The following is a 26537-nucleotide window of genomic DNA, read 5'->3' as shown; positions in this document are numbered from 1 at the left end:
CTCATCATGTCCAATATTCACGGCATCATCGGTTACACCATCACCCCGTTCAGCGCCAACGGCGAAGGCCTCGATCTGCCGGCCCTCGGCCAATCCATCGATCGCCTGATCGACAGCGGCGTTCACGCCATCGCCCCGCTGGGCAGCACCGGCGAAGGCGCCTATCTGAGCGACGCCGAATGGGATCAAGTCGCCGAGTTCAGCATCCAGCACGTCGCCAAACGGGTGCCGACCATCGTCAGCGTGTCCGATCTGACCACCGCCAAAGCCGTACGCCGCGCGCGCTTCGCCGAAGCGCATGGCGCCGACGTGGTGATGGTGCTGCCGGCCTCGTACTGGAAGCTCACAGAAGCGGAAATCCTCGCCCATTACCGCGCCATCGGCGACAGCATCGGCGTGCCGATCATGCTCTACAACAACCCGGCCACCAGCGGCACCGACATGTCGGTCGAGCTGATCCTGCGCATCGTCAATGCGGTGGAAAACGTGACCATGGTCAAGGAGAGCACTGGCGACATTCAGCGTATGCACAAGCTGCAATTGTTCGGTGAAGGTCAGGTGCCGTTCTACAACGGTTGCAATCCGCTGGCGCTGGAGGCGTTTGCCGCCGGGGCCAAAGGCTGGTGCACCGCCGCGCCAAACCTGATCCCACAGCTGAATCTGGATCTGTATGCGGCTGCGCTGGCCGGTGATCTGGAACGCGCACGCGAGCTGTTCTATCGCCAGTTGCCGCTGCTGGATTTCATCCTCAAGGGCGGTTTGCCAGCGACGATCAAGGCCGGACTGCGGGAGACGGGGCTGGAGGTTGGTGATCCGCGCTTGCCGGTGTTTCCGTTGAGCGAGGCGGGACAAACGCAGCTGCAAACCATCCTGAAAACCCTGCGCTGATCTCAGGCAAAACAAAAATCCTTGTAGGAGCTGTCGAGTGAAACGAGGCTGCGATCTTGTGATCCTGCTCTTTACCATCAAGATCAAAAGATCGCAGCGTACCGCAGCTCCTACAGAGGGATGTTCCAGGTTCAGAGCACCGGCAGGGTCTTGTCCTTGATCACTTTGCTCGGCCCGTTGGCCTTGACGCTGGCGATGCCTTTGGCGCACGCGGTGTCGTTGGAGTAGGACTCGCTGCTGCCGATGATCTGGTGGTTGGCGGCTTTGAGGTTGAAGTAAGGATGACCATCCTTGGTGGTCTTTTTCTCGTAGCGTTCATCCAGCGGGCTGTTGGTCTGCACCGAAGCAATACCGCTGTCGGCTGCCGCACGAGTGGTGTAGAGCTCGCTGGTGAGAATGGTTTCGGCGTTGGCGGCTTTCAGCACAAACCTGAACTGGCCGTTGCTGCTTTTGCTCACTTCGTACCATCCGGACATGCTCGATTCTCCTTGGCGGTTGAAAGGTTTTGCGCCAATGAGTAAAGACCAGCCCAAGATTTCTGTCGCCTGTAATGGCCTCTTCGCGAGCAAGCTCGCTCCCACAGTAGATCTCCAGTGATCACAAAAATAGGTGAGCACTCGGCAATCAATGTGGGAGCGAGCCTGCTCGCGAAGGCGTCACCCCGGTGTTGGCTATTTCACCACTGCTCGCACTACCGACAACTGCGGCTCCGTCACCCGCCGCTGACTCAGATAGCGCGTACAACTCACCCGCAGGAACGAAGCAAAATTCACCACCTCGCCGCGATAATCCATCACCTCCTCATACAGCTTGGCGATCAACTGGTTGGTGGTCATGCCATCGACTTCGGCGATTTCGCTGAGGATGTCCCAGAACTGGTTTTCCAGGCGCAGCGTCGTCACCACGCCGCAGATACGCAGTGAGCGCGAGCGGGATTCGTAGAGAATCGGGTCGGCCTTGACGTAGAGCTCGCACATCGGCGAATCCTCGTTACAGGGTGATTTGGGTGCCGAGCAGGCCGAGGAAACCGGCCAGCCAGTTCGGATGCGCCGGCCAGGCCGGTGCCGTGGCCAGATTGCCTTGAACGTGGCCGTCGGTCACCGGGATATCGATGAACGTGCCACCGGCCAGCCGTACTTCCGGGGCGCAGGCCGGATAGGCGCTGCATTCGCGCCCTTCGAGAACGCCCGCTACCGCCAACAGCTGCGCGCCGTGGCAGACCGCGGCAATCGGCTTTCCAGCCTTGTCGAAGGCGCGCACCAGCTCCAGGACTTTTTCGTTCAGGCGCAGGTATTCCGGCGCTCGTCCGCCGGGGATCAGCAACGCGTCGTAATCGGCCTCGGCGACCTTGGCGAAGTCGAAGTTGAGGGCGAACAGGTGCCCGGGTTTCTCGCTGTAGGTCTGGTCGCCTTCGAAGTCATGGATCGCGGTGCGTACGGTCTTGCCGGCGGCCTTGTCCGGGCACACGGCGTGCACGGTGTGGCCGACCATCTGCAGGGCCTGGAACGGCACCATCACTTCGTAGTCTTCGACGTAATCGCCGACCAGCATCAGGATTTTTTTCGCGGCCATGGGGAGGACTCCTCTGGAAATGGGCTTGCAGGAGTCTTCAAGGTAGACCTTATCCGTTTGGGCGGGTAACAACCGGCTACTACGACCTGTCCCCTGTAGGAGCTGCCGAAGGCTGCGATCTTTTGATCTTGCTGTTAAAAGCGAGGATCAAAAGNTCGCAGCCTTCGGCAGCTCCTACAGGGGTTACCGCGAACTGTATGGATAACTCTGTGCCTAGCTGTAACAGCCCGGACTCCACGGTTTATGGCTAGATGAAGTCACTTCCCTGTCACCTTCAATTCTGGTCACTCACATGTCCTCACGCGAAAACACCGGCATGGCCCTCGGCCTGCTCGGGGTTGTGATTTTCAGCCTGACCCTGCCCTTCACCCGGATCGTGGTGCAGGAACTGCATCCGCTGCTCAATGGCTTGGGCCGTGCGCTGTTCGCGGCGATTCCGGCGGCGGCGCTGTTGCTGTGGCGACGCGAGAAGTGGCCGAGCTGGCAGCAGATCAAAGGCCTGAGCCTGGTGATCGCCGGGGTGATTCTCGGCTTCCCGGTGCTGTCGGCGTGGGCCATGCAAACCTTGCCGGCGTCTCACGGCGCGCTGGTCAACGGTTTGCAACCGCTGTGTGTGGCGCTATATGCGGCGTGGCTGTCCCATGAACGCCCGTCGAAAGCCTTCTGGGCCTGCGCCGCACTGGGCAGTGCGCTGGTGCTCGGTTACGCGTTGTACACCGGGGCCGGCAGCATTCAGGCCGGCGACTTGCTGATGCTCGGCGCGATTGCCGTGGGTGGTCTGGGCTATGCCGAGGGTGGCCGGTTGGCCAAGGAAATGGGCGGCTGGCAGGTGATCTGCTGGGCGCTGGTGCTGTCGACGCCGCTGCTGATCGGCCCGGTGTTGTACCTGGCGCTGCAGCATCATGGCGCGGTGTCAGCCAAGACCTGGTGGGCGTTCGGCTACGTGGCGCTGTTCTCGCAGTTTCTCGGCTTTTTCGCCTGGTACGCCGGGCTGGCGATGGGCGGGATTGCGCGAGTCAGTCAGATCCAGTTGTTGCAGATCTTCTTCACCATCGCGTTTTCGGCGCTGTTCTTTGGGGAACATGTGGAACCGATTACCTGGGTGTTTGCCTGCGGGGTCATCGCGACGGTGATGCTCGGGCGCAAGACCGCTGTGCGTCCTGCCCAACCGGCCACTGCATGACCACCGCCCCTCGAATGACGAGCGCATGCCCCTGTAGGAGCTGCGGCACGCTGCGATCTTNTAAAGATCAAAAGATCGCAGCGTGCCGCAGCTCCTACAGGGTTTCGTGTCGGATCAGTATCGGGTGTCAGGCGAGGAAGCCGTCGGCGCGCAGCAGGGTTTCCAGACAGTGTTCGCTGATGTAGTAGAAGTCCTTGAGTTCCTGAATCTTCACCAGCAGCCGGGCCGGGTCCGCCGGCTCGGCGCGTTTCACCGCGAGAATCATCTTGTTCTTGTTGGTGTGTTCCAGCGAGATGAATTCGAACACTTTGGTCTCGTAACCGCAGGCTTCGAGGAACAGTGCACGCAGGCTGTCGGTGACCATTTCCGCCTGTTGGCCCAGGTGCAGACCGTATTGCAGCATCGGCTTGAGCAGCGCCGGGCTCTGGATCTGCAGGCGAATCTGTTTGTGGCAGCACGGCGAGCACATGATGATCGACGCGCCGGAACGGATGCCGGTGTGAATCGCGTAGTCGGTGGCGATGTCGCACGCATGCAAGGCAATCATCACGTCCAGTTCGCTCGGCGCCACGCTGCGCACGTCACCGCACTTGAACACCAGGCCCGGGTGTTCCAGTTTCGCCGCGGCGGCGTTGCACAGGTTGACCATCTCCTCGCGCAGCTCGACGCCGGTGACGTCACCCTCGGCCTTCAGCGTGTTGCGCAAGTAATCGTGAATCGCGAACGTCAGGTAGCCCTTGCCCGAACCGAAATCCGCGACTCGCACCGGTTTGTCCAGCGCCAGCGGTGACGAGGTCAGCGCGTGGCTGAAGACTTCGATGAACTTGTTGATCTGCTTCCACTTGCGCGACATCGCCGGGATCAGCTCATGCTGCGCGTTGGTCACGCCCAGGTCCTTGAGGAACGGTCGGCTCAGGTCCAGAAAACGGTTTTTCTCGCGGTTGTGCTCGGCGGACGGCGCTTCACGCAATTGCTGAGGTTTGCTCTTGAACAGTGAACTCTTGCCCTTTTTGCTGTATTCGAGCTGGGCTTCGTCGGTCACAGTCAGCAAATGCGCATTCTTGAACGCCGCCGGCAACAGCTCGGCAATCACCGCCACACCTTCGCTCAGCGGCAGGTTCTTGGTGATGTCACGGGTCTTGTAGCGATAGACAAACGACAGGTGTGGCTGCGCCTTGACCGTCACCGCTTTGATGATGATCCGCTGCAGCTCCGCCTCTTCGCCCACGTATTTGGCCAGCACCAGTTTGATGAAGCCGTTCTGTTCGAGGCTGGTTTGCAGCAGCTCGATGAACTGGGCGTGGTGATCGGGCACCGGTTTGGCAGACGGCGCGGATGGGGCGTTAACGGACATGAACAAGCAGCCTCGGGCGGGGCGAAACGGGAATGGCGGGTATTTTAGGGGGGATGGCGGTTGGGGACACGTTCTTATTTACCCAACGGCAAAATCCATGACACCCAACCTTGTGGCGAGGGGATTTATCCCCGACAGGGCGCGACGCTGCCCTTTATGTCCGGCCAGTCAAATCAGATGCACATTTTTTGCGACTGCTGCGCAGCCGATCGGGGATAAATCCCCTCGCCACATGACTGACTCAACCCAACACAATCAAACGATTGGGCAATTCATTCCTCACCTGCGTCACCGGCACATGCACCTTGAGCAACTCACCGCAGGCCTCGATGCAGGTGATGAACCCCTCAAGCGTGCGTCCCTGCCGCACCTGCTCGGTGAACGCGGCGACAATCGCGTCCCAGCTCTTGTTGTCCAGCCGCCGGGAAATCCCCTCGTCCACCAGAATCTCCACGTAACGTTCGGCCTCGCAGACAAAGATCAGCATCCCCGTACTGCCGACGGTGTGGTGCAGGTTCTGTTCGAGAAACTGGCGCCGTGCCAGGTTCGATGCGCGCCAGTGCCGCACGCGACGCGGGATCAGGTGGGTGGTGACTTTCGGCAGACGAAACAGCAGGCACAGGACGATAAACAGCCCCCATTGCACCAGCAACAGGCTGCGCATGGTCAGCCAGCCAGTCAGGTAATGGACGATGCCCGGCACCAGCAACGCCAGCAGGCTGGCCCACAGCAACGGGATGTATGCGTAGTCATCGGCGCGCGCCGCCAGCACCGTTACCAGTTCGGCGTCGGTGTCGCGCTCGACCCGGGCGATCGCCTCGGCGACTTTGCGTTGTTCGTGTTCGGTCAGTAATGCCATGTCGAAAAGTGCCTGATCATTATTGTTGTGTGTTCACCAGCCGCCGGACGATCCGCCGCCGCCAAAACTGCCCCCGCCGCCGCTGAAGCCCCCGCCTCCACCGCCACCGCCAAATCCACCACCGCCGAAACCGCCCCCGCCTCCGGAGCCGCCACGGCCGGCGGGAAGGATACCGAGCATCTGGCAGACAAACACGGTCAGGATGAACAACACCACCAGAAAAACGAACAACAGCGGATGACGCGAGACAAAATCGTTTTGCGGGTCACCGCTCGACTCGTACACCGTCGATGGTTCGTCCAGCGGATTGCCGCCGAGCACCACCAGCATCGCCGCGACGCCATCGCTGATGCCCTTGCTGAAATTGCCGGCCTTGAACGCCGGGGTGATCACTTGATGAATGATCACCGAACTCTGTGCATCGGTCAGCCGATCTTCCAGCCCGTAACCGACTTCGATGCGCAGCTTGCGCTCGTCCCGGGCGACGATCAGCAGCGCGCCGTTGTTCTTGTCCTTCTGGCCGATGCCCCAATGCCGGCCCAGTTGGACGCCGTAGTCTTCGATGGTGGTGCCCTGCAGATCGGGCACCGTGACCACCACCAGTTGCTCGCCGGTCGCCTGCTCATGCGCCTGCAACTGCTGGCTCAACTGGGCGCGCACCGACGGCTCGAGCATCTGCGCCTCGTCCACCACTCGCCCGCTCAGCGCCGGGAATGTCAACTCGGCCCGGGCGCTGACGGCGAACAGCCACAGCATCAGCACCAGGCCTATCTTCAACACACGCATGAATAACCTCGGGTCAGAACTTCACTTCCGGGGCCTTTTCCGCACCGGGGGTGGTGGCTTCGAAGGTTTCGCGAATCGGCAGGTCGCTGTACATCACGCTATGCCAGAGGCGCCCGGGAAACGTGCGGATCTCGGTGTTGTATTTCTGCACCGCCAGAATGAAATCGCGCCGCGCCACGGCAATCCGGTTTTCCGTACCTTCGAGCTTCGACTGCAAGGCGAGGAAGTTCTGGTTGGCTTTCAGGTCGGGATAACGCTCGGACACCACCATCAGCCGGCTCAGGGCACCGCTCAACTGATCCTGTGCCTGCTGGAACTGCTTGAGTTTTTCCGGGTTGTCGAGGGTGCTGGCATCGACTTGGATCGACGTCGCCTTGGCCCGCGCCTCGACCACGGCAGTCAGGGTCGCTTCCTCATGCTTGGCGTAGCCTCTGACGGTTTCCACCAGGTTGGGGATCAGGTCGGCACGGCGCTGATACTGGTTCTGGACCTGACCCCAAGCGGCTTTCGCCTGTTCGTCGAGGGTCGGGATATTGTTGATGCCACATGCGGTCAACAAAGTGGCAAGCACCAGCAACGTGGCGACCTGCAGACGCGAGCGGTAGGTTGGACTGACATTCATCAAAGTGATGCTCCCTGGCGTATTTCATAAAAAACCGACCGTGAAACCTTCTGCATCGGCGGTTGGGGCATAATCGGCCGCGCCACTGGATTGCAACGGGCCGATGGGCTAAAAAGAGGCCCTGCGCAAACGCTGCCGACGGTCGGCGGGCGTTTTTGGCTCGGTCATTTTGAGCCTGCACCCGAACAACAATAGTCGCTCCCTAACTTTTGGCTGGCCGGCATTGCATTGCCGTTTGGGCCCTCGAGAAAAATATTCATGAAGAAGCTGTGTTTGCTGGGCCTGTTCGTCAGCCTGGCCAGTCATCAAGTATTGGCCGCCACGACCCCGGTACCCCTGGAAAACAAGGACGCGTTCATCAGCAATCTGATGAAGCAAATGACCCTCGATGAAAAGATCGGCCAGTTGCGCCTGATCAGCATCGGCCCGGAAATGCCCCGCGAGTTGATCCGCAAAGAGATCGCCGCCGGCAACATCGGCGGTACGTTCAACTCGATCACCCGCCCGGAAAACCGTCCGATGCAGGACGCGGCAATGCGCAGTCGCCTGAAGATTCCGATGTTTTTTGCGTACGACGTGATCCACGGTCACCGTACGATTTTCCCGATTCCGCTGGCCCTGGCGTCGAGCTGGGACATGGACGCTATCGGCCAGTCCGGGCGCGTTGCCGCCAAGGAAGCTGCGGCCGACAGCCTCGACATCACCTTCGCGCCGATGGTCGACATCTCCCGCGATCCGCGCTGGGGCCGCAGCTCCGAGGGTTTCGGTGAAGACACCTATCTGACTTCGCGCATCGCCAAAGTGATGGTCAAGGCCTATCAGGGCGATACCCCGAGCGCCGCCGACAGCATAATGGCCAGCGTCAAGCACTTTGCCCTGTACGGCGCGGTCGAGGGCGGTCGTGACTACAACACCGTGGACATGAGCCCGGTGAAGATGTACCAGGACTACCTGCCGCCCTACCGCGCCGCGATTGACGCCGGCGCCGGTGGCGTGATGGTCGCGCTGAACTCGATCAACGGCATCCCGGCCACCGCCAACACCTGGCTGATGAACGACCTGCTGCGCAAGGACTGGGGCTTCAAGGGCCTGGCCGTCAGCGACCACGGCGCGATCTTCGAACTGATCAAACACGGCGTGGCCGCCGACGGTCGCGAAGCGGCGAAGCTGGCGATCAAGGCCGGCATCGACATGAGCATGAACGACACCCTGTACGGCAAAGAGCTGCCGGGGCTGCTCAAGTCCGGCGAGATCGAACAGAAAGACATCGACAACGCGGTGCGCGAAGTGCTCGCCGCCAAGTACGACATGGGCCTGTTCAAAGACCCGTACCTGCGCATCGGCAAGGCCGAGGATGATCCGGCCGACACCTACGCCGAAAGCCGTCTGCACCGCGCCGAAGCCCGTGACGTGGCACGTCGCAGCCTGGTGTTGCTGAAGAACCAGAACGACACCCTGCCGCTGAAGAAAGACGCAAAAGTCATGCTGGTCGGTCCATTGGCCAAGGCGCCGATCGACATGATGGGCAGTTGGGCGGCGGCCGGTAAGCCGGCACAATCGGTGACCCTGTTCGACGGCATGAGCTCGGTGATTGGTGACAAGGCCAACCTGATCTACGCCCGTGGCGCCAACATCACCAGCGACAAGAAGGTTCTGGATTACCTGAACTTCCTCAACTTCGACGCCCCGGAAGTGGTCGATGATCCGCGCCCGGCCAACGTGTTGATCGACGAAGCGGTGAAAGCGGCCAAGGACGCTGACGTGATCGTCGCCGCCGTTGGCGAATCCCGTGGCATGTCCCACGAGTCCTCCAGCCGCACCGACCTGAACATCCCGGAAAACCAGCGCGAGTTGATCCGTGCCCTGAAAGCCACCGGCAAACCGCTGGTACTGGTGCTGATGAACGGCCGTCCGCTGACTATTCTCGAAGAGAACCAGTCGGCTGATGCGATTCTGGAAACCTGGTTCAGCGGCACCGAGGGCGGCAACGCCATCGCCGACGTGCTGTTTGGCGACTACAACCCGTCGGGCAAACTGCCGGTGACCTTCCCGCGTTCCGTGGGCCAGATCCCGACCTACTACAACCACCTGAGCATTGGCCGGCCGTTCACGCCGGGCAAACCGGGCAACTACACCTCGCAGTATTTCGATGACACCACGGGCCCACTGTTCCCGTTCGGTTACGGCTTGAGCTACACCCAATTCGCCCTGAGCGACATGGCGCTGTCGTCAACCACGCTGAACGCCACCGGCAAGCTCGACGCCAGTGTCACCCTGAAAAACACCGGCAAACGTGACGGCGAAACCGTGGTGCAGCTGTACATTCAGGACGTCACCGGCTCGATGATTCGCCCGGTGAAAGAACTGAAGAACTTCCAGAAAGTCATGCTCAAGGCCGGCGAACAGAAAGTCGTGCACTTCACCATCACCGAGGATGACCTGAAGTTCTACAACGCCCAGCTCAAGTACGCGGCCGAGCCTGGCAAGTTCAACGTGCAGATCGGCCTGGATTCGCAGGATGTGACACAGCAGAGCTTTGAGTTGCTGTAACCGTTAAAAGCAAAAGATCGCAGCCTTCGGCAGCTCCTACATTGGGAGGGTGTGCACCCTGTAGGAGCTGCCGCAGGCTGCGATCTTTTGATCTTGCTTTTGCCTTATCCGCGTCTGTCGAGAATATTGACCACCAGCCGATCCACCCAGCCCCAGATCCGCTGCTTCACCCGCCGCCACAGCGGCCGGCGCTGCCACTCCTCCAGACTGACCTGCTGACTCAGGCCGAAGTCCTTCTCGAAACTCTGCACCACCGCTGCCGTCAACGACGGATCCAGTGCCTCCAGATTCGCCTCCAGATTGAAGCGCAGGTTCCAGTGATCGAAGTTGCACGAACCGATGCTCACCCACTCGTCCACCAGCACCATTTTCAGGTGCAGGAAGCACGGCTGATATTCGAAGATCTGCACCCCGGCCTTGAGCAGGCGCGGGTAGTAGCGATGCCCGGCGTAACGCACCGACGGGTGATCGGTGCGCGGCCCGGTCAGCAGTAATCGGACGTCGACACCTCGGGCAGCGGCCTTGCGCAGCGAGCGGCGGATTTTCCAGGTCGGCAGGAAGTAAGGCGTGGCCATCCAGATGCGTTTCTGCCCGCTGTTCAAGGCGCGAAACAGCGACTGCAGAATGTCGCGATGCTGGCGGGCATCGGCGTAGGCCACGCGGCCCATGCCCTCGCCCATGTCCGGAACCTTGGGCAAGCGTGGCAGGCCGACATGCGCCGACGGTTTCCAGGCCCGGCGATGGCGGTTGGCGATCCATTGGCGGTCGAACAGCACTTGCCAGTCGAGCACCAGCGGACCACTGATTTCCACCATCACTTCATGCCATTCGCTGCTGTCTTGCCCCGGCGTCCAGAACTCATCGGTGACACCCGTGCCGCCGACCACCGCCAGACGCTGATCGACCAGCAACAGTTTGCGATGATCGCGATAAAAGTTGCCGACCCAACGCCGCCAGCTCAGTCGATTGTAAAAACGCAGTTCGACCCCGGCCTTGATCAGGCGCTGACGCAGGTGCAGGGTAAACGCGAGGCTGCCGTAGTCATCGAACAGGCAGCGTACCCGCACCCCGCGCTCGGCGGCCTGCACCAGCGCCTGCACCACGGCTTCGGCGCAGGCGCCCGCCTCCACCAGATACAACTCGAGTTCGACCTGTTCTTCGGCGCGGGCAATTTCCACCAGCATGCGCGGGAAGAATTGCGGGCCGTCAATCAACAGTTCGAAGCGGTTGCCGTCCCGCCACGGGAACACCGCGCCGCGCATGTCAGCGCGCCGTGAAAATCAGCACCGCACCCACCGGCACCGACAGACTGATGGCCGACAGGCCAGCGAGGTTACGCAGGGTTTCCAGGCCCGGCACCAGATCGAAATCCTCGGCATTGATCACCAGCGGCTCCAGGGTCACCACTTGAAACCGCCGGTCATCGAGGCGGGTTGCCAGCAACTGCGCCGGGTATTCATGTTGCTTGCCGTGCAGGTTGACGGTCAGTGGCAAACGCAATTCCAGCTGCGCGCCGGGGGCCAGATCGTTGATCGGGCGCAGGTCGATCCGGGTGCTGATGGTCGCTTCGGGGAATTGCTCGATCTGGAACAGCTCCTTGCGCATGCGCTCGTCGCGCAACGGGATGCCGCTGTTGATCGAATCCAGCTCGACTTCGACTTCAGCGCGGCCATCCGGATCGACCTTGCCGTGCAGCACCAGAAAGCGCTGTACTTCGGAAATGTGGGCGTTTTTCGTGCTGACGAACGACAGCCGCGACGACTCACCGTCCAGATACCAATTGGCCTGCGCCGGCAGCGCGGCGGCGGCCAGCAGCAGACTGGCGAAGGCTTTATAGAGGGAGCGGTTGAACATTGAATACTCGTGGGGGCGATAAACCTGCACGAACCTTAACCGCCCATAGGTTTATTGCAAACATCAAGATCAAAAGATCGCAGCCTGCGGCAGCTCCTACAAGGAATGCAAANAGCTGCCGCAGGCTGCGATCTTTCAAGGCTGTAAACGACAGCCTTGTCGTTCACCCAGCCACTGCGCGCGGTTGCTGCGGCCCATGCCACTGACGGTGACGATTTTGCTCGCGCTGTCATCGGTAAAACCGCTGGTCGGCAGCCACTGTTTCACATAACCCCGGCAATATTCAGCCTCGTTGTTCATCACGTAGCGACACGAGCAATATTCCTTGGCCGTGTACGCACTGATGATGTCGGGGAACGCCCACAGATTGTCGCGTTCGAGCCAGATCCAGCCGAGCAGCACGATCAGCGCCAGCAGCAACACCCGCTTCAACAGCTTCATGGCTGCACCGCCTTGAGCACGCGTTTGAGCAATTCGTTGTGGCGATAGCTGCCGTCGCGATCATCGGCGTAACGCACGATCAGCAGTTTCTCGCTGGGGATTACATACAGCGCCTGCCCCCAATGACCGAGGGCGGCGAAGGTGTCGGGCGGCGCGTCGGGCCATGGCGCGGCGGCGCCATCCGCCGGTCGATTGAGCCACCACTGGCCGCCGGGCACCGCTTCGTCCTGATGCGCCTTGTAGCCGGTAAAAGCAGTTCGGTTGAAGGCCACCCAATCCTTGGGCAGTAATTGCCGGTCGCGCCAACGTCCGTCGCGCAGCATCAACAGGCCAACCCGCGCCAGATCACGGGCGGTGAGATACGCGTAAGAGGACGCGACAAACGTGCCGCCGGCATCGGTTTCCCACACGGCATGGCGGATGCCCAACGGCTCGAACAGCGCCGTCCACGGATAGTCGGGATAACGCTCGGGGCCGACCATGTTCTTCAGCGCCGCCGCCAGCAGATTGCTGTCACCACTGGAATAACGGAACGCCTGCCCCGGCGGCGCGTAGGCGTCGTGATCGGCGGTGAACGCGGGCATGTCGCGCTGCCCACGGGTGTAGAGCATCGCCACCACCGAGGATTTCAGCGGGGCGTATTCGTAATCCTCCTGCCAGTCCAGACCGGAAGCCCAGTGCAGCAGGTCGGCCATGGTGATCGCCGGGTGTTTTTCCAACGCCGGATAAAATTTTGAAACGGGATCATCCAGTTTGAACAAGCCTTCGCCATACGCCACGCCAAGCACCGTGGCCATCAGACTCTTGCTGATCGACCAGGTCAGGTGCGGGGTTTCGGCACGGGTCGGACCGGCATAGCGTTCGTAGATAACCTGACCGTCGCGAATGACCAGCAAGGCGTCGGTGCGGATGCCCTGGCGGGTGTCGTCGTCGCGGGGTGGGAAGGCGTAGGCCTCTAATGCCTCGACTGCTGCGCCACTGTTTTTTGCGCCCGTTGGCCATTGTTCATCCGGCCATTGCTCGGCCTGGACCGTGAAGCTGATCAGCAGCAGGAACAGGGACAGGCCTTTGATCATGGAAAAATCTCAACGGACGGGTGCAAGGATCATGGCCCAGAAAAATGACAATCTCCCGATCACTGTAGGAGCTGCCGCAGGCTGCGATCTTTTGATTGTGCATTTAAAGANGCCCGCGCGGCGGCCGCCAATTGCATCACCGACTGATCACGCTGCCACATCTGCGCCCACTCCGGGTTGCCCTCGGCCAACGCCTGATCGATCTCGTTCTTCAGCGCATCAAACTGCGCAAACAACCCGCCCAGCAACACATGTCCGGCCGGATTGTTCGGCGGCTGGCGACTCGCTTCCGCACAGCCGGCCAGCAGCGCCAGCAAACGCAACAGCAGCGGCTGCGACCAGCCACTGTCCTGACCGACGCCATACAGCCACGCGGTCATCGCGCTCAACACATAGACATCTTCCAGGGTGCGGAACGGCTTCACATAAGCGTCCCAGCCGTCCCCCGCGAGCAACTCGCACAACGCGCCGTCCAGGTGCAGCCGACCGTGGCTGATGTCCGGCATCAACGGCAGTGCCGGGAGTTTTTCCACGCGCACGCCGGGCTCGCCGGGATAGACCACCGCCAGACTCAGGCGCGGTGCCTCGCCGGGTTGTTCACTGCGCGCGGCGACGAGCAGCCAGTCCGCCGCATCCCCGGCGGTGACGAAATCCTTGCGCCCGCTCAGGCGCAAATCGCTGAGACGGGTCTGCATGTCCGCCGGGCGCAGGCTGCGCTGTTCGGTCGCACACAACGCGCCAAGACTCGGCGGCGCACTCGGCCAAAGCATGCGCAACGCCGCCTGATACCCCACTAGAAACGCCAGCCCCGGCGTCGCCATGCGCCGCCCTCCGGCCACCGCCAGTTCGAACGGCGTCACGTTGCCCAGTTGATGCAACAACGTGGCGAAACCTTCCGCCAGATCAGTCACGGCGGGCAGGCGTTCACGGCTTTCGAGCAGGCTGGGCCAGGGCATAAGAGGCTCCTTGTGGGCTGTCATACAAGCATCACCAAACGTTCACGGTGATGACACCGGGGCTACATAGCCTGACTTTGCACAACATGGCTGCATAAAGAAAGTCGATCGGCTGCAACCCACGACGGGTTCAAGGCCCGTACGGAGATTCAAATGACTCAGATCGCCCGCATCAGCGACACCGGCAATGAACGCCGCCTGCAAGCCGAACGCCTGATCGGCGCCGAGGCCTTGCAGCAAGCCCAGGCCTTGCGCTTCAGCGTCTTCAGCGGCGAATTCAACGCCAAGCTGAAAGGCGCGGAACTGGGTCTGGACATGGATGACTATGATGTTCACTGCAGCCACATCGGCGTGCGTGACCTGAACACCGGGCGTCTGGTCGCCACCACCCGCTTGCTCGATCACACCGCCGCCAGCAGCCTGGGCAAGTTCTACAGCGAAGAAGAATTCAGCCTGCATGGCCTGGCGCACCTGCAAGGTCCGATCCTCGAAATCGGCCGTACCTGCGTCGATCCGGCCTACCGCAACGGCGGCACCATCGCCGTGCTCTGGGGTGAACTGGCCGAAGTGCTGAATCAGGGCGGCTACAGCTACCTGATGGGTTGCGCGAGCATCGCGATGCAGGACGGCGGCGTGCAGGCTCACGCGATCATGCAGCGTCTGCGCGAACGCTACCTGTGCACCGAACACCTGCGCGCCGAACCGAAGAATCCGTTGCCGTCGCTGGACATTCCGTCGAACGTGATCGCCGAAATGCCACCGCTGCTCAAGGCCTACATGCGCCTGGGCGCGAAGATCTGCGGCGAGCCGTGCTGGGACGAAGACTTCCAGGTCGCCGACGTGTTCATCCTGCTCAAGCGCGACGAACTCTGCCCGCGTTACGCCAAGCACTTCAAGGCGGCCGTGTGATGAGCCGGTTGCGCGTGTACGCGCGAATCGCGCGAGTGCTGCTGGTGGTGACGCTGGGCCTGACCATGGCCAGCGTGTTCGGCATATTCGAACGTCTGGGCCTGGCGCACTCGATGCAACGTCGGCAGCGCTGGTCGCGTTTCTTCATGGCACGTTTGAGCAATGCCCTGCCCTTTCGCGTAACGGTGCACGGCGAGTTGCCGCAGCAGCCGATGCTGTGGGTCAGCAATCATGTGTCATGGACTGACATTCCACTGCTGGGCATGCTCACGCCGCTGTCGTTTCTGTCCAAGGCCGAAGTGCGCACCTGGCCGGTGGCCGGCTGGCTGGCGGCCAAGGCAGGCAGCCTGTTCATCCGTCGCGGCTCGGGTGACAGCCAATTGATCCGCAAACAGATGACCCGCCATTTGCAGACGCAGCATCCGCTGCTGATGTTCCCGGAAGGCACCACCACCGACGGCCGTTCGCTGCGCACTTTTCATGGTCGCCTGCTGTCGGCGGCCATCGATTCCGAGGTGATGCTGCAACCGGTGGCGATCCGTTATCTGCGCAATGGCGCCATCGACGCGCTGGCGCCGTTCATTGGTGACGATGATTTGCTGTCGCACCTGATGCGTCTGTTCAGCAATGATTGCGCCGATGTCGAAGTGCATCTGCTCAAGCCGATCGCCTGTCAGGGCCGCGAGCGTGCGGCACTGGCGTTCGAAGCGCAGCAGGCGGTGCAGAAGGCGTTGTTTGGCGCGATTCCGGAAAAGCAAAAATCCCCGATGCGCCCGGCCATCGCCGCCTGAAATACAACCGCTAAAATCACCCTCGGCCCCTGTGGGAGCTGGCTTGCCAGCGATAGCGGTAGACCAGCCGACACGAATGTTGAATGTGCCGACGCCATCGCTGGCAAGCCAGCTCCCACAGGGATTCAGGGTGTTGTTGAGGATTGTGCGAAGTCTTGCAATTGCGGGTAGAACAACGCGAAATCCTCACTCAGCGGCTCATACAAACGCCGCAACTCCTGCATCGCCATCGCCAGTTCCTCCGGCCGGGTCAGGCGCCGGGAGATCCCGCGCAGCACCTGCTCCAGCACTTCAAACGCCTGATACGAACCCAACCAGTCATTGGCAACCATGTGCGGTGCGATCTTCGCCAGGCGTTCGGGCAATTGCCGTTCATTCGACAGCACCCGGTACACGTCGCGGGTGAAATGCTCCAGCGGCTGATCGGCGTACAGCGTCCAGTCGCGGGCCAGGCAATGGTCGAAAAACACATCGAGGACAATCCCCGCGTAACGCCGCCGGGTCTCGGTGAAACGCCCGAGGGCGATGTCCACCAACGGATGGCGATCGGTGAACACATCAATCCGCCGATGCAGCTGAATCGCCGCTTCGATCTGCGGCGCAAATTGCCCTTGCAGGCGTCCTTTGACGAAATCGCCATACAGACTGCCGAGTAATTGCTCGGGGAGCTGGCCTCCGAGGTGTAAATGTGCGAGATAGTTCATGGGCGCAGCTTAGCACTGCGCGCTTTCATCGTTACAGCACACGTATCGTTATAACCCGATATACCGATTTATGCGGTCGTCAGATCAAATTCATATTGGTATATCGCGAAATACCGATTTAAAGTTCGCCTCATCGCGATATAGCGCTACACATCACGAGCACAAAGCCATGAACCTCGACCTCGACGAAATAATAAAAGCCCTGGCACACCCAGTACGGCGAGACATCCTTATCTGGCTGAAAGACCCCAAAGCCCAGTTTCCTGAGCAGATTCACAACCACGAGTACGGCATCTGTGCCGGGCAGATCGATCAACGCTGCGGCCTGTCGCAGTCGACCGTCTCCGCCCACTTGGCGACCCTGCAACGCGCAGGTCTGATCAGCAGCCAGAAAGCCGGCCAGTGGCACTTCTTCAAACGCAACGAGGACGTGATCCAGGCGTTCCTCGACGCCATCGTCAAAGAGCTCAGCGCTCCCACAAGGAATTGATTCAAATGCCCCTCTCGCTACTCATCCTGGCCTTGAGTGCCTTCGCCATCGGCACCACCGAGTTCGTCATCATGGGTTTGTTGCCCGATGTGGCGGCCGACCTCGGTGTGTCGATTCCCGGCGCCGGCTGGCTGGTGACCGGTTACGCCCTGGGCGTGGCCATCGGTGCGCCGTTCATGGCACTGGCCACCGCCAGACTGCCGCGCAAGGCCGCACTGGTAGCGCTGATGGGGATTTTCATCGTCGGTAACCTGCTGTGTGCCATCGCCAGTGACTACAACGTGCTGATGTTTGCCCGTGTCGTCACCGCGCTGTGCCACGGTGCGTTCTTCGGTATCGGTTCTGTGGTAGCTGCCGGGCTGGTCGCGCCAAACAAGCGCGCATCCGCGGTGGCGCTGATGTTCACCGGCCTGACCCTGGCCAACGTGCTCGGCGTGCCACTGGGCACGGCGCTGGGTCAGGAAGCCGGCTGGCGTTCGACCTTCTGGGCGGTGACCGTGATTGGTGTCGTGGCGCTGATCGGTCTGATCCGCTTCCTGCCGGCCAAACGTGACGAGGAAAAACTCGACATGCGCGCCGAACTCGCCGCCCTCAAAGGCGCCGGCATCTGGCTGTCGCTGAGCATGACCGCGCTGTTCGCCGCGTCGATGTTCACCCTCTTCACCTATGTCGCGCCGCTGCTCGGTGATGTCACCGGTGTCTCGCCAAAAGGCGTGACCTGGACCCTGCTGCTGATCGGCCTCGGTCTGACGGTGGGCAACATCATCGGCGGCAAGCTGGCGGACAAGCGTCTCGGCGCCACCCTGATCGGCGTGTTCGTGGCGATGGCGGTGGTTTCCACCGTGCTGAGCTGGACCAGCGTCGCGCTGATCCCGACGGAGATCACCCTGTTCCTCTGGGCCACCGCTTCGTTTGCCGCCGTCCCGGCGCTGCAAGTCAACGTGGTGACCTTCGGCAAGGCGGCCCCGAACCTGGTCTCGACTCTGAACATCGGCGCTTTCAACATCGGCAACGCCTTGGGCGCCTGGGTCGGCGGCAGCGTCATCGCCCACGGTTTCGGCCTGACCAGCGTGCCTCTGGCCGCCGCCGCGCTGGCCGTGCTCGCGCTGCTGGTGACCCTGATCACTTTCCGTCAGAACGGCGATGCCGGCCTGGCCCCTGCTACCCACTGATTAACCACTTCACTGACGAGGGTTGTACACATGGCAACTATTTTCGATCCGATCAAACTGGGCGACCTCGAGCTGTCCAACCGCATCATCATGGCCCCGCTGACCCGCTGCCGCGCCGACGAAGGCCGCGTGCCGAACGCGCTGATGGCTGAATACTACGTACAGCGCGCGTCGGCTGGACTGATCCTGTCCGAAGCCACCTCGGTCACCCCGATGGGCGTTGGCTACCCGGACACCCCGGGCATCTGGTCCAACGACCAGGTACGCGGCTGGACCAACGTGACCAAAGCCGTGCACGCTGCCGGCGGCAAGATCGTTCTGCAACTGTGGCACGTCGGCCGCATCTCGCACCCGTCGTACCTCAACGGTGAAGCTCCGGTCGCGCCGAGCGCCATCCAGCCCAAAGGTCACGTCAGTCTGGTGCGCCCACTGGCCGACTACCCGACCCCGCGCGCGCTGGAAACCGCTGAAATCGCCGAGATTGTCGAGGCCTACCGTACCGGCGCCGAGAACGCCAAAGCCGCCGGTTTCGATGGTGTGGAAATCCACGGCGCCAACGGCTACCTGCTCGACCAGTTCCTGCAAAGCAGCACCAACCAGCGTACCGACAACTACGGCGGCTCTCTGGAGAACCGTGCGCGCCTGCTGCTGGAAGTGACTGACGCAGCGATCGACGTCTGGGGCGCCGGCCGTGTCGGCGTGCACTTGGCACCCCGCGCCGATTCCCATGACATGGGCGACGACAATCTGGCCGAGACCTTCACTTATGTGGCTCGCGAGCTGGGCAAGCGCGGCATCGCCTTCATCTGCTCCCGCGAGAAAGAAGGCGCCGACAGCCTCGGCCCACAGCTGAAAGAAGCTTTCGGCGGCGCGTACATCGCCAACGAACGCTTCACCAAGGACAGCGCCAATGCGTGGCTGGCTGAAGGCAAGGCTGACGCGGTAGCGTTCGGCGTACCGTTCATTGCCAACCCGGACCTGCCGGCGCGCCTGAAGGCCGATGCCCCGCTGAACGATCCGCGCCCAGAGCTGTTCTACGGCAAGGGCCCGGTCGGTTACATCGACTACCCGACGCTGTAAACGTTATTCAGTACAAAGCAGCCGAAACGCAAAAGCCCCCGACTCGTGAGAGCCGGGGGCTTTTTCTTGGGCGTCCGGTACGGGGCAGCTAACATTCGTTCACAGGGACGACACAAAATCCCTACAAAATCCGTAGCTCGCTACGTTTAAACTCGCGGTTCGGGCGTCTGTAAAAGCAGGCCAATTGACATAACCTGTGTCAATTACGCATTTTGTTTCATTTGCGCAGGCTGGGGCTCAGGCGCAGCATATCCAACCCTGTATCGACCCAACGCTCGGCCTCGGCATGCAGCTCAAAGCTGTCCGGCGCCAATAGCCATCCATACAGGAGGCCATCGATATACGCATGAATGCTGATGGCCGCGCGGGCAGTGTCGAGATCTTCCGGCAACTGGCCGCGATTGACCGCATTACGCAGGGTCAGTCCGATGCGCAGATTGCAATCGAGACTGGCCGTGCGGCGCTGCTGGCGCAGATCGCACATTTCATCGGTGAATTCGCACTTGTGAAACAGAATCTCGTTAATGCGACGGGTCTTCGGATCCAGGGCAACCTGATGGAACAGATGGATCAACAGCTTGCGCATGCACCCCAGCGGATCGAGTTCATCCTCGCTCTCGCTGGCCTTGGCCAATTCATCCAGCGGTTCGTGCAGGCTGTCGAGCATCGCCTGCACCAGATCGGCCTTGTTGCTGAAGTGCCAGTAAATGGCACCGCGCGTAACGCCGGCCATTGTCGCGATATCCGCCAGGGTCGTGCGGGCCACGCCCCTTTCATAAAACGCTTTCTCGGCCGCTTCGAGAATCTGGCTGCGCGTTTCCTGAGCTTCCTCTTTGGTACGACGGACCATGGCAGTAAAACCTCAAACAGGATGTTTCAGGGATGGCTGAATATCCGCTGAATAAAGAGGGGGCCGATTTCTCACGAATCGGCTCCCCGGCCTACAATTTCAAACCTTGCGACGCATTTTGTAACAGGGTGGGTACGACGCCAAGCTATTTACAAACAACCATGAACGTAAGTATATTCCTTAGCAAGCTACTTATCCACTCGACCCGATTTTTTTACCCTTCCACACTTCTTGTGCGCATTTTGCGCGCCTGACCCGAGGATCTTCATGCAATTCAAGCCAGCTGTTACCGCTCTGGTCACTGCCGTCGCCCTGGCATCGCTGCTCAGCGGATGTAAAAAGGAAGAAGCGGCCCCGGCCGCTCCGCCTCCTCAGGTCGGCGTCGTCACCCTGCAACCACAAGCGTTCACCCTCACGTCGGAACTGCCGGGGCGCACCAGTGCGTACCGCATCGCTGAAGTCCGGCCACAGGTCAACGGCATCATTCTCAAGCGCCTGTTCAAGGAAGGCGCCGACGTCAAAGCCGGTCAGCAGCTGTACCAGATCGATCCGGCAGTCTATGAAGCGACCTTGAAAAGCGCCGAAGCCAATCTGCGTTCGACCAAGTCGATCTCCGACCGCTACAAGCAACTGGTCGACGAGCAGGCCGTGAGCCGTCAGGAATACGACACCGCCGTGGCCAACCGCATGGAATCGGAAGCGTCGCTGCAAAGCGCGCAGATCAATGTGAAATACACCAAGGTCTACGCGCCGATCTCCGGTCGTATTGGCCGTTCTGCGGTGACCGAAGGTGCGCTGGTCAGCAATGGTCAGGCCGACGCGATGGCGACGATCCAGCAACTGGACCCGATCTATGTCGACGTCACCCAGTCCTCGGTTGAACTGCTGGAACTGCGCCGCGAGCTGGAAAGCGGTCGCCTGCAGAAGGCCGGCGACAACTCGGCAGCGGTCAAGCTGACCCTTGAGGACGGCAGCCAGTACAAACTCGACGGCAAACTGGAATTCTCCGAAGTGTCGGTTGATCCGACGACCGGTTCCGTGACCCTGCGCGCCGTGTTCCCGAACCCGGATCACACCCTGCTGCCCGGCATGTTCGTTCGCGCCCAGTTGCAGGCCGGCGTCAACGCCGCGGCCATTCTGGCGCCGCAACAAGGCGTGACCCGTGACCTCAAGGGCACCCCGACCGCACTGGTTGTCGGCCCGGACAACAAGGTCGAGCTGCGTCAGCTCAAGGCCAGCCGCACCGTCGGCAGCCAGTGGCTGATCGAAGATGGCCTGAAAGCCGGCGATCGTCTGATCACCGAAGGCCTGCAATATGTTCGCCCAGGTGCTCAGGTCAACCCGACCGAAGCGACCAACGTAGCCAAGAACCCGGCCCCCGCTCAAGCAGCTGACAAAGCCGCTGGCGGCAAAGGGGAGTAACTCATGTCGAAATTTTTTATCGACCGTCCGATTTTCGCCTGGGTAATTGCCCTGGTGATCATGTTGGTCGGGGCACTCTCGATCCTCAAATTGCCGATCAACCAGTACCCGAGCATTGCGCCTCCGGCCATCGCGATCTCCGTGACCTACCCGGGTGCTTCGGCACAAACGGTTCAGGACACCGTGGTCCAGGTGATCGAGCAACAGCTCAACGGTATCGACAACCTGCGTTATGTGTCTTCGGAAAGTAACTCCGACGGCAGCATGACCATCACCGCGACCTTCGAGCAAGGCACCAACTCCGACACCGCGCAGGTTCAGGTTCAGAACAAGCTGAACCTGGCGACCCCGCTGCTGCCGCAGGAAGTGCAGCAACAGGGTATCCGCGTGACCAAGGCAGTGAAGAACTTCCTGCTGGTGATCGGCGTGGTATCGCGTGACGGCAGCATGACCAAGGACGACCTGTCCAACTACATCGTGTCGAACATGCAGGACCCGATCTCGCGGACTGCCGGTGTCGGTGACTTCCAGGTCTTCGGTGCCCAGTACGCGATGCGCATCTGGCTCGATCCGGCCAAGTTGAACAAGTACAACCTGACCCCGGCTGATGTCAGCAGCGCGATCTCGGCGCAGAACGTTCAGGTGTCTTCCGGTCAGCTCGGCGGCTTGCCGGCGCTGCCTGGCCAGCAACTGAACGCCACGATCATCGGCAAGACCCGTCTGCAGACTGCCGAGCAGTTCAAGGCGATTCTGCTGAAGGTCAACCAGGACGGTTCGCAAGTGCACATTGGCGATGTCGCCGACGTCGGCCTGGGTGGTGAAAACTCGACCATCTCGGCGCAGTTCAACGGCAAGCCGTCGTCCGGTCTGGCGGTCAAACTGGCCAACGGCGCCAACGCCCTCGACACCGCCAAGGCTCTGCGCAAGACGATTGACGAACTCAAGCCGTTCTTCCCGCAAGGCATGGAAGTGGTGTTCCCGTACGACACCACGCCAGTGGTGACCGAATCGATCAAGGGTGTGGTTGAAACCCTGGTCGAGGCGATCGCGCTGGTGTTCCTGGTGATGTTCCTGTTCCTGCAGAACTTCCGCGCCACCGTCATCACCACGATGACCGTGCCGGTGGTATTGCTCGGCACCTTCGGCATCCTCGCGGCTGCCGGTTTCAGCATCAACACCCTGACCATGTTCGGTATGGTATTGGCCATCGGCTTGCTGGTGGACGACGCCATCGTCGTGGTGGAAAACGTCGAGCGGGTGATGGCCGAAGAAGGCCTGTCACCGAAAGAAGCGACCAAGAAGTCCATGGGTCAGATCCAGGGCGCTCTGGTCGGTATCGCCCTGGTGCTGTCGGCAGTATTGCTGCCGATGGCGTTCTTCAGCGGTTCCACCGGTGTGATCTACCGTCAGTTCTCGATCACCATCGTCTCGGCCATGGCCCTGTCGGTGCTGGTTGCGCTGATCTTCACCCCGGCGCTCTGCGCGACCATGCTCAAGGCCATCCCGAAAGGCGAGCACGGCACGCCGAAAAAAGGCTTCTTCGGCTGGTTCAACCGCAACTTCGACCGCAGCGTGCGCAGCTACGAGCGCGGCGTCGGCAACATCCTGCAGCGCAAGGCGCCGTATCTGTTGGCCTACCTGTTGATCGTGGTCGGCATGATCTGGCTGTTCACCCGCATTCCGACTGCGTTCCTGCCGGAAGAAGACCAGGGCGTACTGTTCGCCCAAGTGCAAACCCCGGCGGGTTCCAGTGCCGAACGGACCCAGGTCGTGATCGACGAAATGCGTTCGTATCTGCTGGAGAAAGAAGCGGGAGCGGTGTCCTCGGTGTTCACCGTGAACGGCTTCAACTTCGCCGGTCGTGGGCAGAGCTCGGGTCTGGCGTTCATCATGCTCAAGCCGTGGCACGAGCGTGATTCGAGCAACAGCGTGTTTGCCCTGGCCCAGCGCGCCCAGCAGCACTTCTTCAGCTTCCGCGACGCGATGGTGTTTGCCTTCGCCCCGCCAGCGGTACTGGAGCTGGGTAACGCCACCGGTTTCGACGTGTTCCTGCAGGACCGCGCCGGTATCGGTCACGAAAAACTGATGGAAGCGCGTAACCAGTTCCTCGGCATGGCTGCACAGAGCAAGGTGCTCTACCAGGTGCGCCCGAACGGTCTGAACGATGAGCCGCAATACCACCTGGAAATCGACGATGCGAAGGCCCGCGCCCTGGGCGTGAGCATTTCCGACATCAACAGCACCCTGTCGATCTCCTTCGGTAGTAGCTACGTCAACGACTTCATCGACCGCGGTCGAGTGAAAAAGGTGTACGTGCAAGGTCAGGCTGGCGCTCGCATGAGCCCGGAAGACCTGAAGAAGTGGTACGTGCGCAACAGCGCCGGGACCATGGTGCCGTTCTCCGCATTCGCCAAGGGCGAGTGGATCTACGGTTCGCCGAAACTGGCGCGCTACAACGGTGTGGAAGCGATGGAGATCCTCGGCTCTCCGGCGCCGGGTTACTCCACCGGCGAAGCGATGGCCGAAGTCGAAGCGATTGCCAAGAAGCTGCCGGCCGGTGTCGGTATCTCCTGGACCGGTCTGTCCTATGAGGAACGGCTGTCCGGCTCGCAGGCGCCAGCGCTGTATGCCCTGTCGCTGCTGATGGTGTTCCTGTGTCTGGCGGCGCTGTACGAGAGCTGGTCGATTCCGATCGCCGTGATGCTCGTGGTACCGCTGGGGATCATCGGCGCGCTGATGGCCACCAGCCTGCGCGGGCTGTCCAACGACGTGTACTTCCAGGTGGGTCTGTTGACGACTATCGGTCTTGCGGCTAAAAACGCCATTCTGATCGTCGAGTTCGCCAAAGAGCTGCACGAGCAAGGACGCAGTCTGCGCGAGGCGGCGATCGAAGCATGCCGCATGCGTCTGCGACCGATCATCATGACCTCGCTGGCGTTCGTTCTCGGTGTAGTACCGTTGGCGATCTCCACGGGTGCAGGTTCGGGTAGCCAGCATGCGATCGGTACCGGCGTGATTGGCGGTATGCTCACGGCCACGATCCTGGCGATCTTCTGGGTCCCACTGTTCTTCGTCACGGTTTCGTCCATGGGCCAGCGCAAAATCGCCGATCCGGACGAGACGACTGAAACTCCTAAAGAGGCTGGCCAATGAGCAAGTCGCTACTCTCCATCGCAGTCGCCGCCTTCGTGCTGAGCGGTTGCTCGCTGATCCCCGATTATCAGCAGCCTGAGGCTCCTGTCGCAGGTCAGTACCCGCAAGGGCCGGCCTATTCGCCGGCCCAGGCGCCGGCGCAAGCCGCTGCCGAGCAGGGCTGGAAGCAGTTTTTCCATGATCCGGCCCTGCAGCAGCTGATCCAGGTGGCACTGGAAAACAACCGCGACCTGCGTGTCGCGGCGCTGAACATCGACGCTTATGCGGCTCAATACCGCATCCAGCGAGCGGATCTGTTCCCGGCGGTTTCGGCCAATGCCAGCGGCAGTCGTCAGCGGGTTCCGGCCCGTGCGTCGCAGACCGGTGAAGCGAACATCAGCAGCTCCTACACCGCGACCGTCGGCATCAGCGCCTACGAACTCGACCTGTTCGGTCGGGTGCGCAGCCTGAGCGAACAAGCGCTGCAACAATACTTCGCCACCGAAGAAGCGCGTCGCAGCACCCAGATCAGTCTGGTGGCCAGTGTGGCCAACGCCTACATGACCTGGCAGGCCGACAAGGAACTGCTCAAGCTGACGCAAGACACCCTCGGTGCCTTCGAAGAAAGCTACAAGCTGACCAGCCGCAGCAACGAAGTCGGTGTGGCCTCGGCGCTGGACCTGGCGCAGTCGCGCACCTCGGTGGAAAACGCCCGGGCACAATTGGCCAAGTACACCCGTCAGGTGGCTCAGGACGAGAACAGCCTGACCCTGCTGCTCGGCACCGGCATCCCGGCCAATCTGCAAGCGGCCAAACCGCTGTCGGATGATCTGCTCAGTGACGTACCGGCCGGCCTGCCTTCGGATCTGCTGCAACGTCGTCCGGACATCCTGCAAGCCGAGTACAACCTGAAAGCGGCCAACGCCAACATCGGCGCCGCCCGTGCAGCGTTCTTCCCGAGCATCAGCCTGACCGCCAATGCGGGCAGCCTGAGCCCGGACCTGTCCGGTCTGTTCAAAGGTGGTTCGGGCACATGGCTGTTCCAGCCGCAGATCAACCTGCCGATCTTCAACGCCGGCAGCCTGCGCGCCAGCCTCGACTACGCCAAGATCCAGAAGGACATTGGCGTGGCGAACTACGAGAAGTCGATTCAGACCGCCTTCCAGGAAGTCGCCGACGGCCTGGCCGCACGCCAGACCTACACCGAGCAGTTGCAAGCGCAGCGTGACTTCGTCGCGGCCAACCAGGATTACTACCGCCTGGCCGAGCGTCGTTACCGCATCGGTGTCGACAGCAACCTGACCTTCCTCGACGCCCAGCGTCAGTTGTTCAGCGCGCAACAGGCACTGATCACCGACCGCCTCGCGCAGCTGACCAGTGCGGTCAACCTGTACAAGGCCCTTGGGGGTGGCTGGAATGCGCAGACCGCGCAGAACGAACCGCTGAAAGAAGAAGCACCGAAGATGAAGCTGTTCTGATCATCGGTTGAATACAAGGAGCCCACCGATTGGTGGGCTTTTTGTTGCCTCAGGAAAAGTTTAGGTGCCTGCACTGGCCCAATCGCTGGCAAGCCAGCTCCCACAGGTTTTCAGAGGTCCGCAAAATATGTGTTCACTGAAGATCCTTATGGGAGCTGGCTTGCCAGCGATGAGGCCTTCACAGGCACCCTGAAATCCAACTGAATCTTGCGTTCGATAATCGCCCAGAACCCGCTTTTACCAATTGAATCAAAACATCCGCCCCCCGCACCATTCGCTCCACAAAACCAATAACAACAGGTTCGACACCATGCTCCCGCGCCCTGTCCCGTCCGGCTGATCTCCGCCGCTTCATCCCTGATTCTGCA

General features: G+C 61.2%; 25 protein-coding genes. 11 read left to right on the top strand and 14 right to left on the bottom strand.

What is annotated here, in order from left to right:
- The first annotated feature begins 3 nt into the window (after positions 1-3).
- Positions 4-888, top strand: a complete 885-nt coding sequence (locus ACTJKS_RS15820; protein WP_262948962.1) for a dihydrodipicolinate synthase family protein — start codon at positions 4-6, stop codon at positions 886-888.
- A 131-nt stretch (positions 889-1019) separates the two neighbouring features.
- Here the strand turns inward: ACTJKS_RS15820 and ACTJKS_RS15815 are convergent, their stop codons facing one another.
- The 3 genes from ACTJKS_RS15815 to ACTJKS_RS15805 form a co-directional block, all read right to left on the bottom strand.
- Positions 1020-1364: a YegP family protein gene (locus ACTJKS_RS15815; protein ID WP_108181923.1), complete on the bottom strand. Its 345-nt coding sequence runs from the start codon at positions 1362-1364 to the stop codon at positions 1020-1022.
- A gap of 195 nt (positions 1365-1559) precedes the next feature.
- Positions 1560-1865, bottom strand: coding sequence for a ribbon-helix-helix domain-containing protein (locus ACTJKS_RS15810; RefSeq protein ID WP_003222468.1), 306 nt, complete (start codon positions 1863-1865; stop codon positions 1560-1562).
- A 13-nt stretch (positions 1866-1878) separates the two neighbouring features.
- A complete protein-coding gene (locus ACTJKS_RS15805; RefSeq protein ID WP_108181922.1) occupies positions 1879-2460 on the bottom strand; it encodes a DJ-1/PfpI family protein in 582 nt (193 codons plus the stop codon).
- Between the two features lie 292 nt (positions 2461-2752).
- On the opposite strand from ACTJKS_RS15805, the gene ACTJKS_RS15800 reads away from it, so the two are divergent.
- Positions 2753-3643: a DMT family transporter gene (locus ACTJKS_RS15800; RefSeq protein WP_131669928.1), complete on the top strand. Its 891-nt coding sequence runs from the start codon at positions 2753-2755 to the stop codon at positions 3641-3643.
- 127 nt (positions 3644-3770) lie between these two features.
- Here the strand turns inward: ACTJKS_RS15800 and ACTJKS_RS15795 are convergent, their stop codons facing one another.
- The 4 genes from ACTJKS_RS15795 to ACTJKS_RS15780 form a co-directional block, all read right to left on the bottom strand.
- A complete protein-coding gene (locus tag ACTJKS_RS15795) occupies positions 3771-4997 on the bottom strand; it encodes a class I SAM-dependent methyltransferase (protein ID WP_108181920.1) in 1227 nt (408 codons plus the stop codon).
- 241 nt (positions 4998-5238) lie between these two features.
- Positions 5239-5856 carry a TPM domain-containing protein gene (locus ACTJKS_RS15790; protein WP_095667319.1) on the bottom strand — a complete coding sequence of 206 codons (618 nt, stop codon included), beginning with the start codon at positions 5854-5856 and terminating at the stop codon, positions 5239-5241.
- A 33-nt stretch (positions 5857-5889) separates the two neighbouring features.
- Complete coding sequence (locus ACTJKS_RS15785; protein ID WP_041070468.1) at positions 5890-6642, bottom strand: TPM domain-containing protein; 753 nt, start codon at positions 6640-6642, stop codon at positions 5890-5892.
- 13 nt (positions 6643-6655) lie between these two features.
- Positions 6656-7264, bottom strand: a complete 609-nt coding sequence (locus ACTJKS_RS15780) for a LemA family protein (RefSeq protein ID WP_440828895.1) — start codon at positions 7262-7264, stop codon at positions 6656-6658.
- Positions 7265-7522: 258 nt separating this feature from the next.
- Here ACTJKS_RS15780 and bglX point away from each other — a divergent pair, with 258 nt between their 5' ends.
- Positions 7523-9814, top strand: coding sequence for a beta-glucosidase BglX (gene bglX, locus ACTJKS_RS15775; RefSeq protein WP_198760322.1), 2292 nt, complete (start codon positions 7523-7525; stop codon positions 9812-9814).
- A gap of 104 nt (positions 9815-9918) precedes the next feature.
- Here bglX and ACTJKS_RS15770 read toward each other — a convergent pair whose 3' ends face one another.
- From ACTJKS_RS15770 to ACTJKS_RS15750, 5 genes are all read right to left on the bottom strand, one after another.
- Complete coding sequence (locus ACTJKS_RS15770; protein ID WP_041070472.1) at positions 9919-11076, bottom strand: phospholipase D-like domain-containing protein; 1158 nt, start codon at positions 11074-11076, stop codon at positions 9919-9921.
- 1 nt (position 11077) lies between these two features.
- Positions 11078-11668, bottom strand: a complete 591-nt coding sequence (locus ACTJKS_RS15765; RefSeq protein ID WP_041070474.1) for a YceI family protein — start codon at positions 11666-11668, stop codon at positions 11078-11080.
- A 135-nt stretch (positions 11669-11803) separates the two neighbouring features.
- Positions 11804-12109 carry an amidase gene (locus ACTJKS_RS15760; RefSeq protein WP_108181918.1) on the bottom strand — a complete coding sequence of 102 codons (306 nt, stop codon included), beginning with the start codon at positions 12107-12109 and terminating at the stop codon, positions 11804-11806.
- Positions 12106-13185: a serine hydrolase domain-containing protein gene (locus ACTJKS_RS15755; protein WP_262948933.1), complete on the bottom strand. Its 1080-nt coding sequence runs from the start codon at positions 13183-13185 to the stop codon at positions 12106-12108. Before ACTJKS_RS15755 ends, ACTJKS_RS15760 begins: the two co-directional genes overlap by 4 nt.
- Before the next feature lie 59 nt (positions 13186-13244).
- Positions 13245-14141, bottom strand: a complete 897-nt coding sequence (locus ACTJKS_RS15750) for an acyl-CoA dehydrogenase (protein WP_440828894.1) — start codon at positions 14139-14141, stop codon at positions 13245-13247.
- 153 nt (positions 14142-14294) lie between these two features.
- On the opposite strand from ACTJKS_RS15750, the gene olsB reads away from it, so the two are divergent.
- Together olsB and ACTJKS_RS15740 are read left to right on the top strand one after the other, a co-directional pair.
- A complete protein-coding gene (gene olsB / locus ACTJKS_RS15745; protein WP_262948937.1) occupies positions 14295-15050 on the top strand; it encodes an L-ornithine N(alpha)-acyltransferase in 756 nt (251 codons plus the stop codon).
- Entirely contained in the window at positions 15050-15841 is a 792-nt protein-coding gene (locus tag ACTJKS_RS15740; RefSeq protein WP_262948939.1) for a lysophospholipid acyltransferase family protein, read from the top strand. Before olsB ends, ACTJKS_RS15740 begins: the two co-directional genes overlap by 1 nt.
- A gap of 125 nt (positions 15842-15966) precedes the next feature.
- On the opposite strand, the gene ACTJKS_RS15735 is transcribed toward ACTJKS_RS15740, so the two are convergent.
- The gene (locus tag ACTJKS_RS15735; RefSeq protein WP_108181914.1) at positions 15967-16545 is read right to left on the bottom strand and encodes an ACP phosphodiesterase; all 579 of its coding nucleotides are present in this window, start codon (positions 16543-16545) and stop codon (positions 15967-15969) included.
- A 169-nt stretch (positions 16546-16714) separates the two neighbouring features.
- Between ACTJKS_RS15735 and ACTJKS_RS15730 the strand changes: the two genes are divergently transcribed.
- Genes ACTJKS_RS15730 through ACTJKS_RS15720 form a run of 3 tightly spaced genes read left to right on the top strand, consistent with a single transcriptional unit; the run spans position 16715 to position 19287 of the window.
- Complete coding sequence (locus ACTJKS_RS15730) at positions 16715-17035, top strand: ArsR/SmtB family transcription factor (RefSeq protein ID WP_003222436.1); 321 nt, start codon at positions 16715-16717, stop codon at positions 17033-17035.
- A 5-nt stretch (positions 17036-17040) separates the two neighbouring features.
- The gene (locus ACTJKS_RS15725) at positions 17041-18207 is read left to right on the top strand and encodes an MFS transporter (protein ID WP_003222434.1); all 1167 of its coding nucleotides are present in this window, start codon (positions 17041-17043) and stop codon (positions 18205-18207) included.
- 30 nt (positions 18208-18237) lie between these two features.
- Entirely contained in the window at positions 18238-19287 is a 1050-nt protein-coding gene (locus ACTJKS_RS15720) for an alkene reductase (protein WP_047292174.1), read from the top strand.
- A gap of 217 nt (positions 19288-19504) precedes the next feature.
- Here the strand turns inward: ACTJKS_RS15720 and emhR are convergent, their stop codons facing one another.
- On the bottom strand, positions 19505-20137 hold the full coding sequence (gene emhR, locus ACTJKS_RS15715; protein WP_008080104.1) for an efflux system transcriptional repressor EmhR: 633 nt from the start codon (positions 20135-20137) through the stop codon (positions 19505-19507).
- A 267-nt stretch (positions 20138-20404) separates the two neighbouring features.
- On the opposite strand from emhR, the gene emhA reads away from it, so the two are divergent.
- Genes emhA through emhC form a run of 3 tightly spaced genes read left to right on the top strand, consistent with a single transcriptional unit; the run spans position 20405 to position 26169 of the window.
- Positions 20405-21559 (top strand): efflux RND transporter periplasmic adaptor subunit EmhA, encoded by a 1155-nt coding sequence (gene emhA / locus ACTJKS_RS15710; RefSeq protein WP_041070493.1) that lies wholly within the window; start codon positions 20405-20407, stop codon positions 21557-21559.
- 3 nt (positions 21560-21562) lie between these two features.
- Positions 21563-24712: an efflux RND transporter permease subunit EmhB gene (emhB, locus tag ACTJKS_RS15705; protein WP_108181912.1), complete on the top strand. Its 3150-nt coding sequence runs from the start codon at positions 21563-21565 to the stop codon at positions 24710-24712.
- Complete coding sequence (gene emhC, locus ACTJKS_RS15700; RefSeq protein ID WP_108181911.1) at positions 24709-26169, top strand: efflux RND transporter outer membrane subunit EmhC; 1461 nt, start codon at positions 24709-24711, stop codon at positions 26167-26169. Before emhB ends, emhC begins: the two co-directional genes overlap by 4 nt.
- Positions 26170-26537: the final 368 nt, after the last annotated feature.

The organism is Pseudomonas sp. 22189, assembly GCF_052045635.1.
Taxonomy (GTDB): domain Bacteria; phylum Pseudomonadota; class Gammaproteobacteria; order Pseudomonadales; family Pseudomonadaceae; genus Aquipseudomonas; species Aquipseudomonas parakoreensis.
Note: the sequence above shows the minus strand (reverse complement) of the source record. Positions and strands in the feature narration are given on the sequence as shown.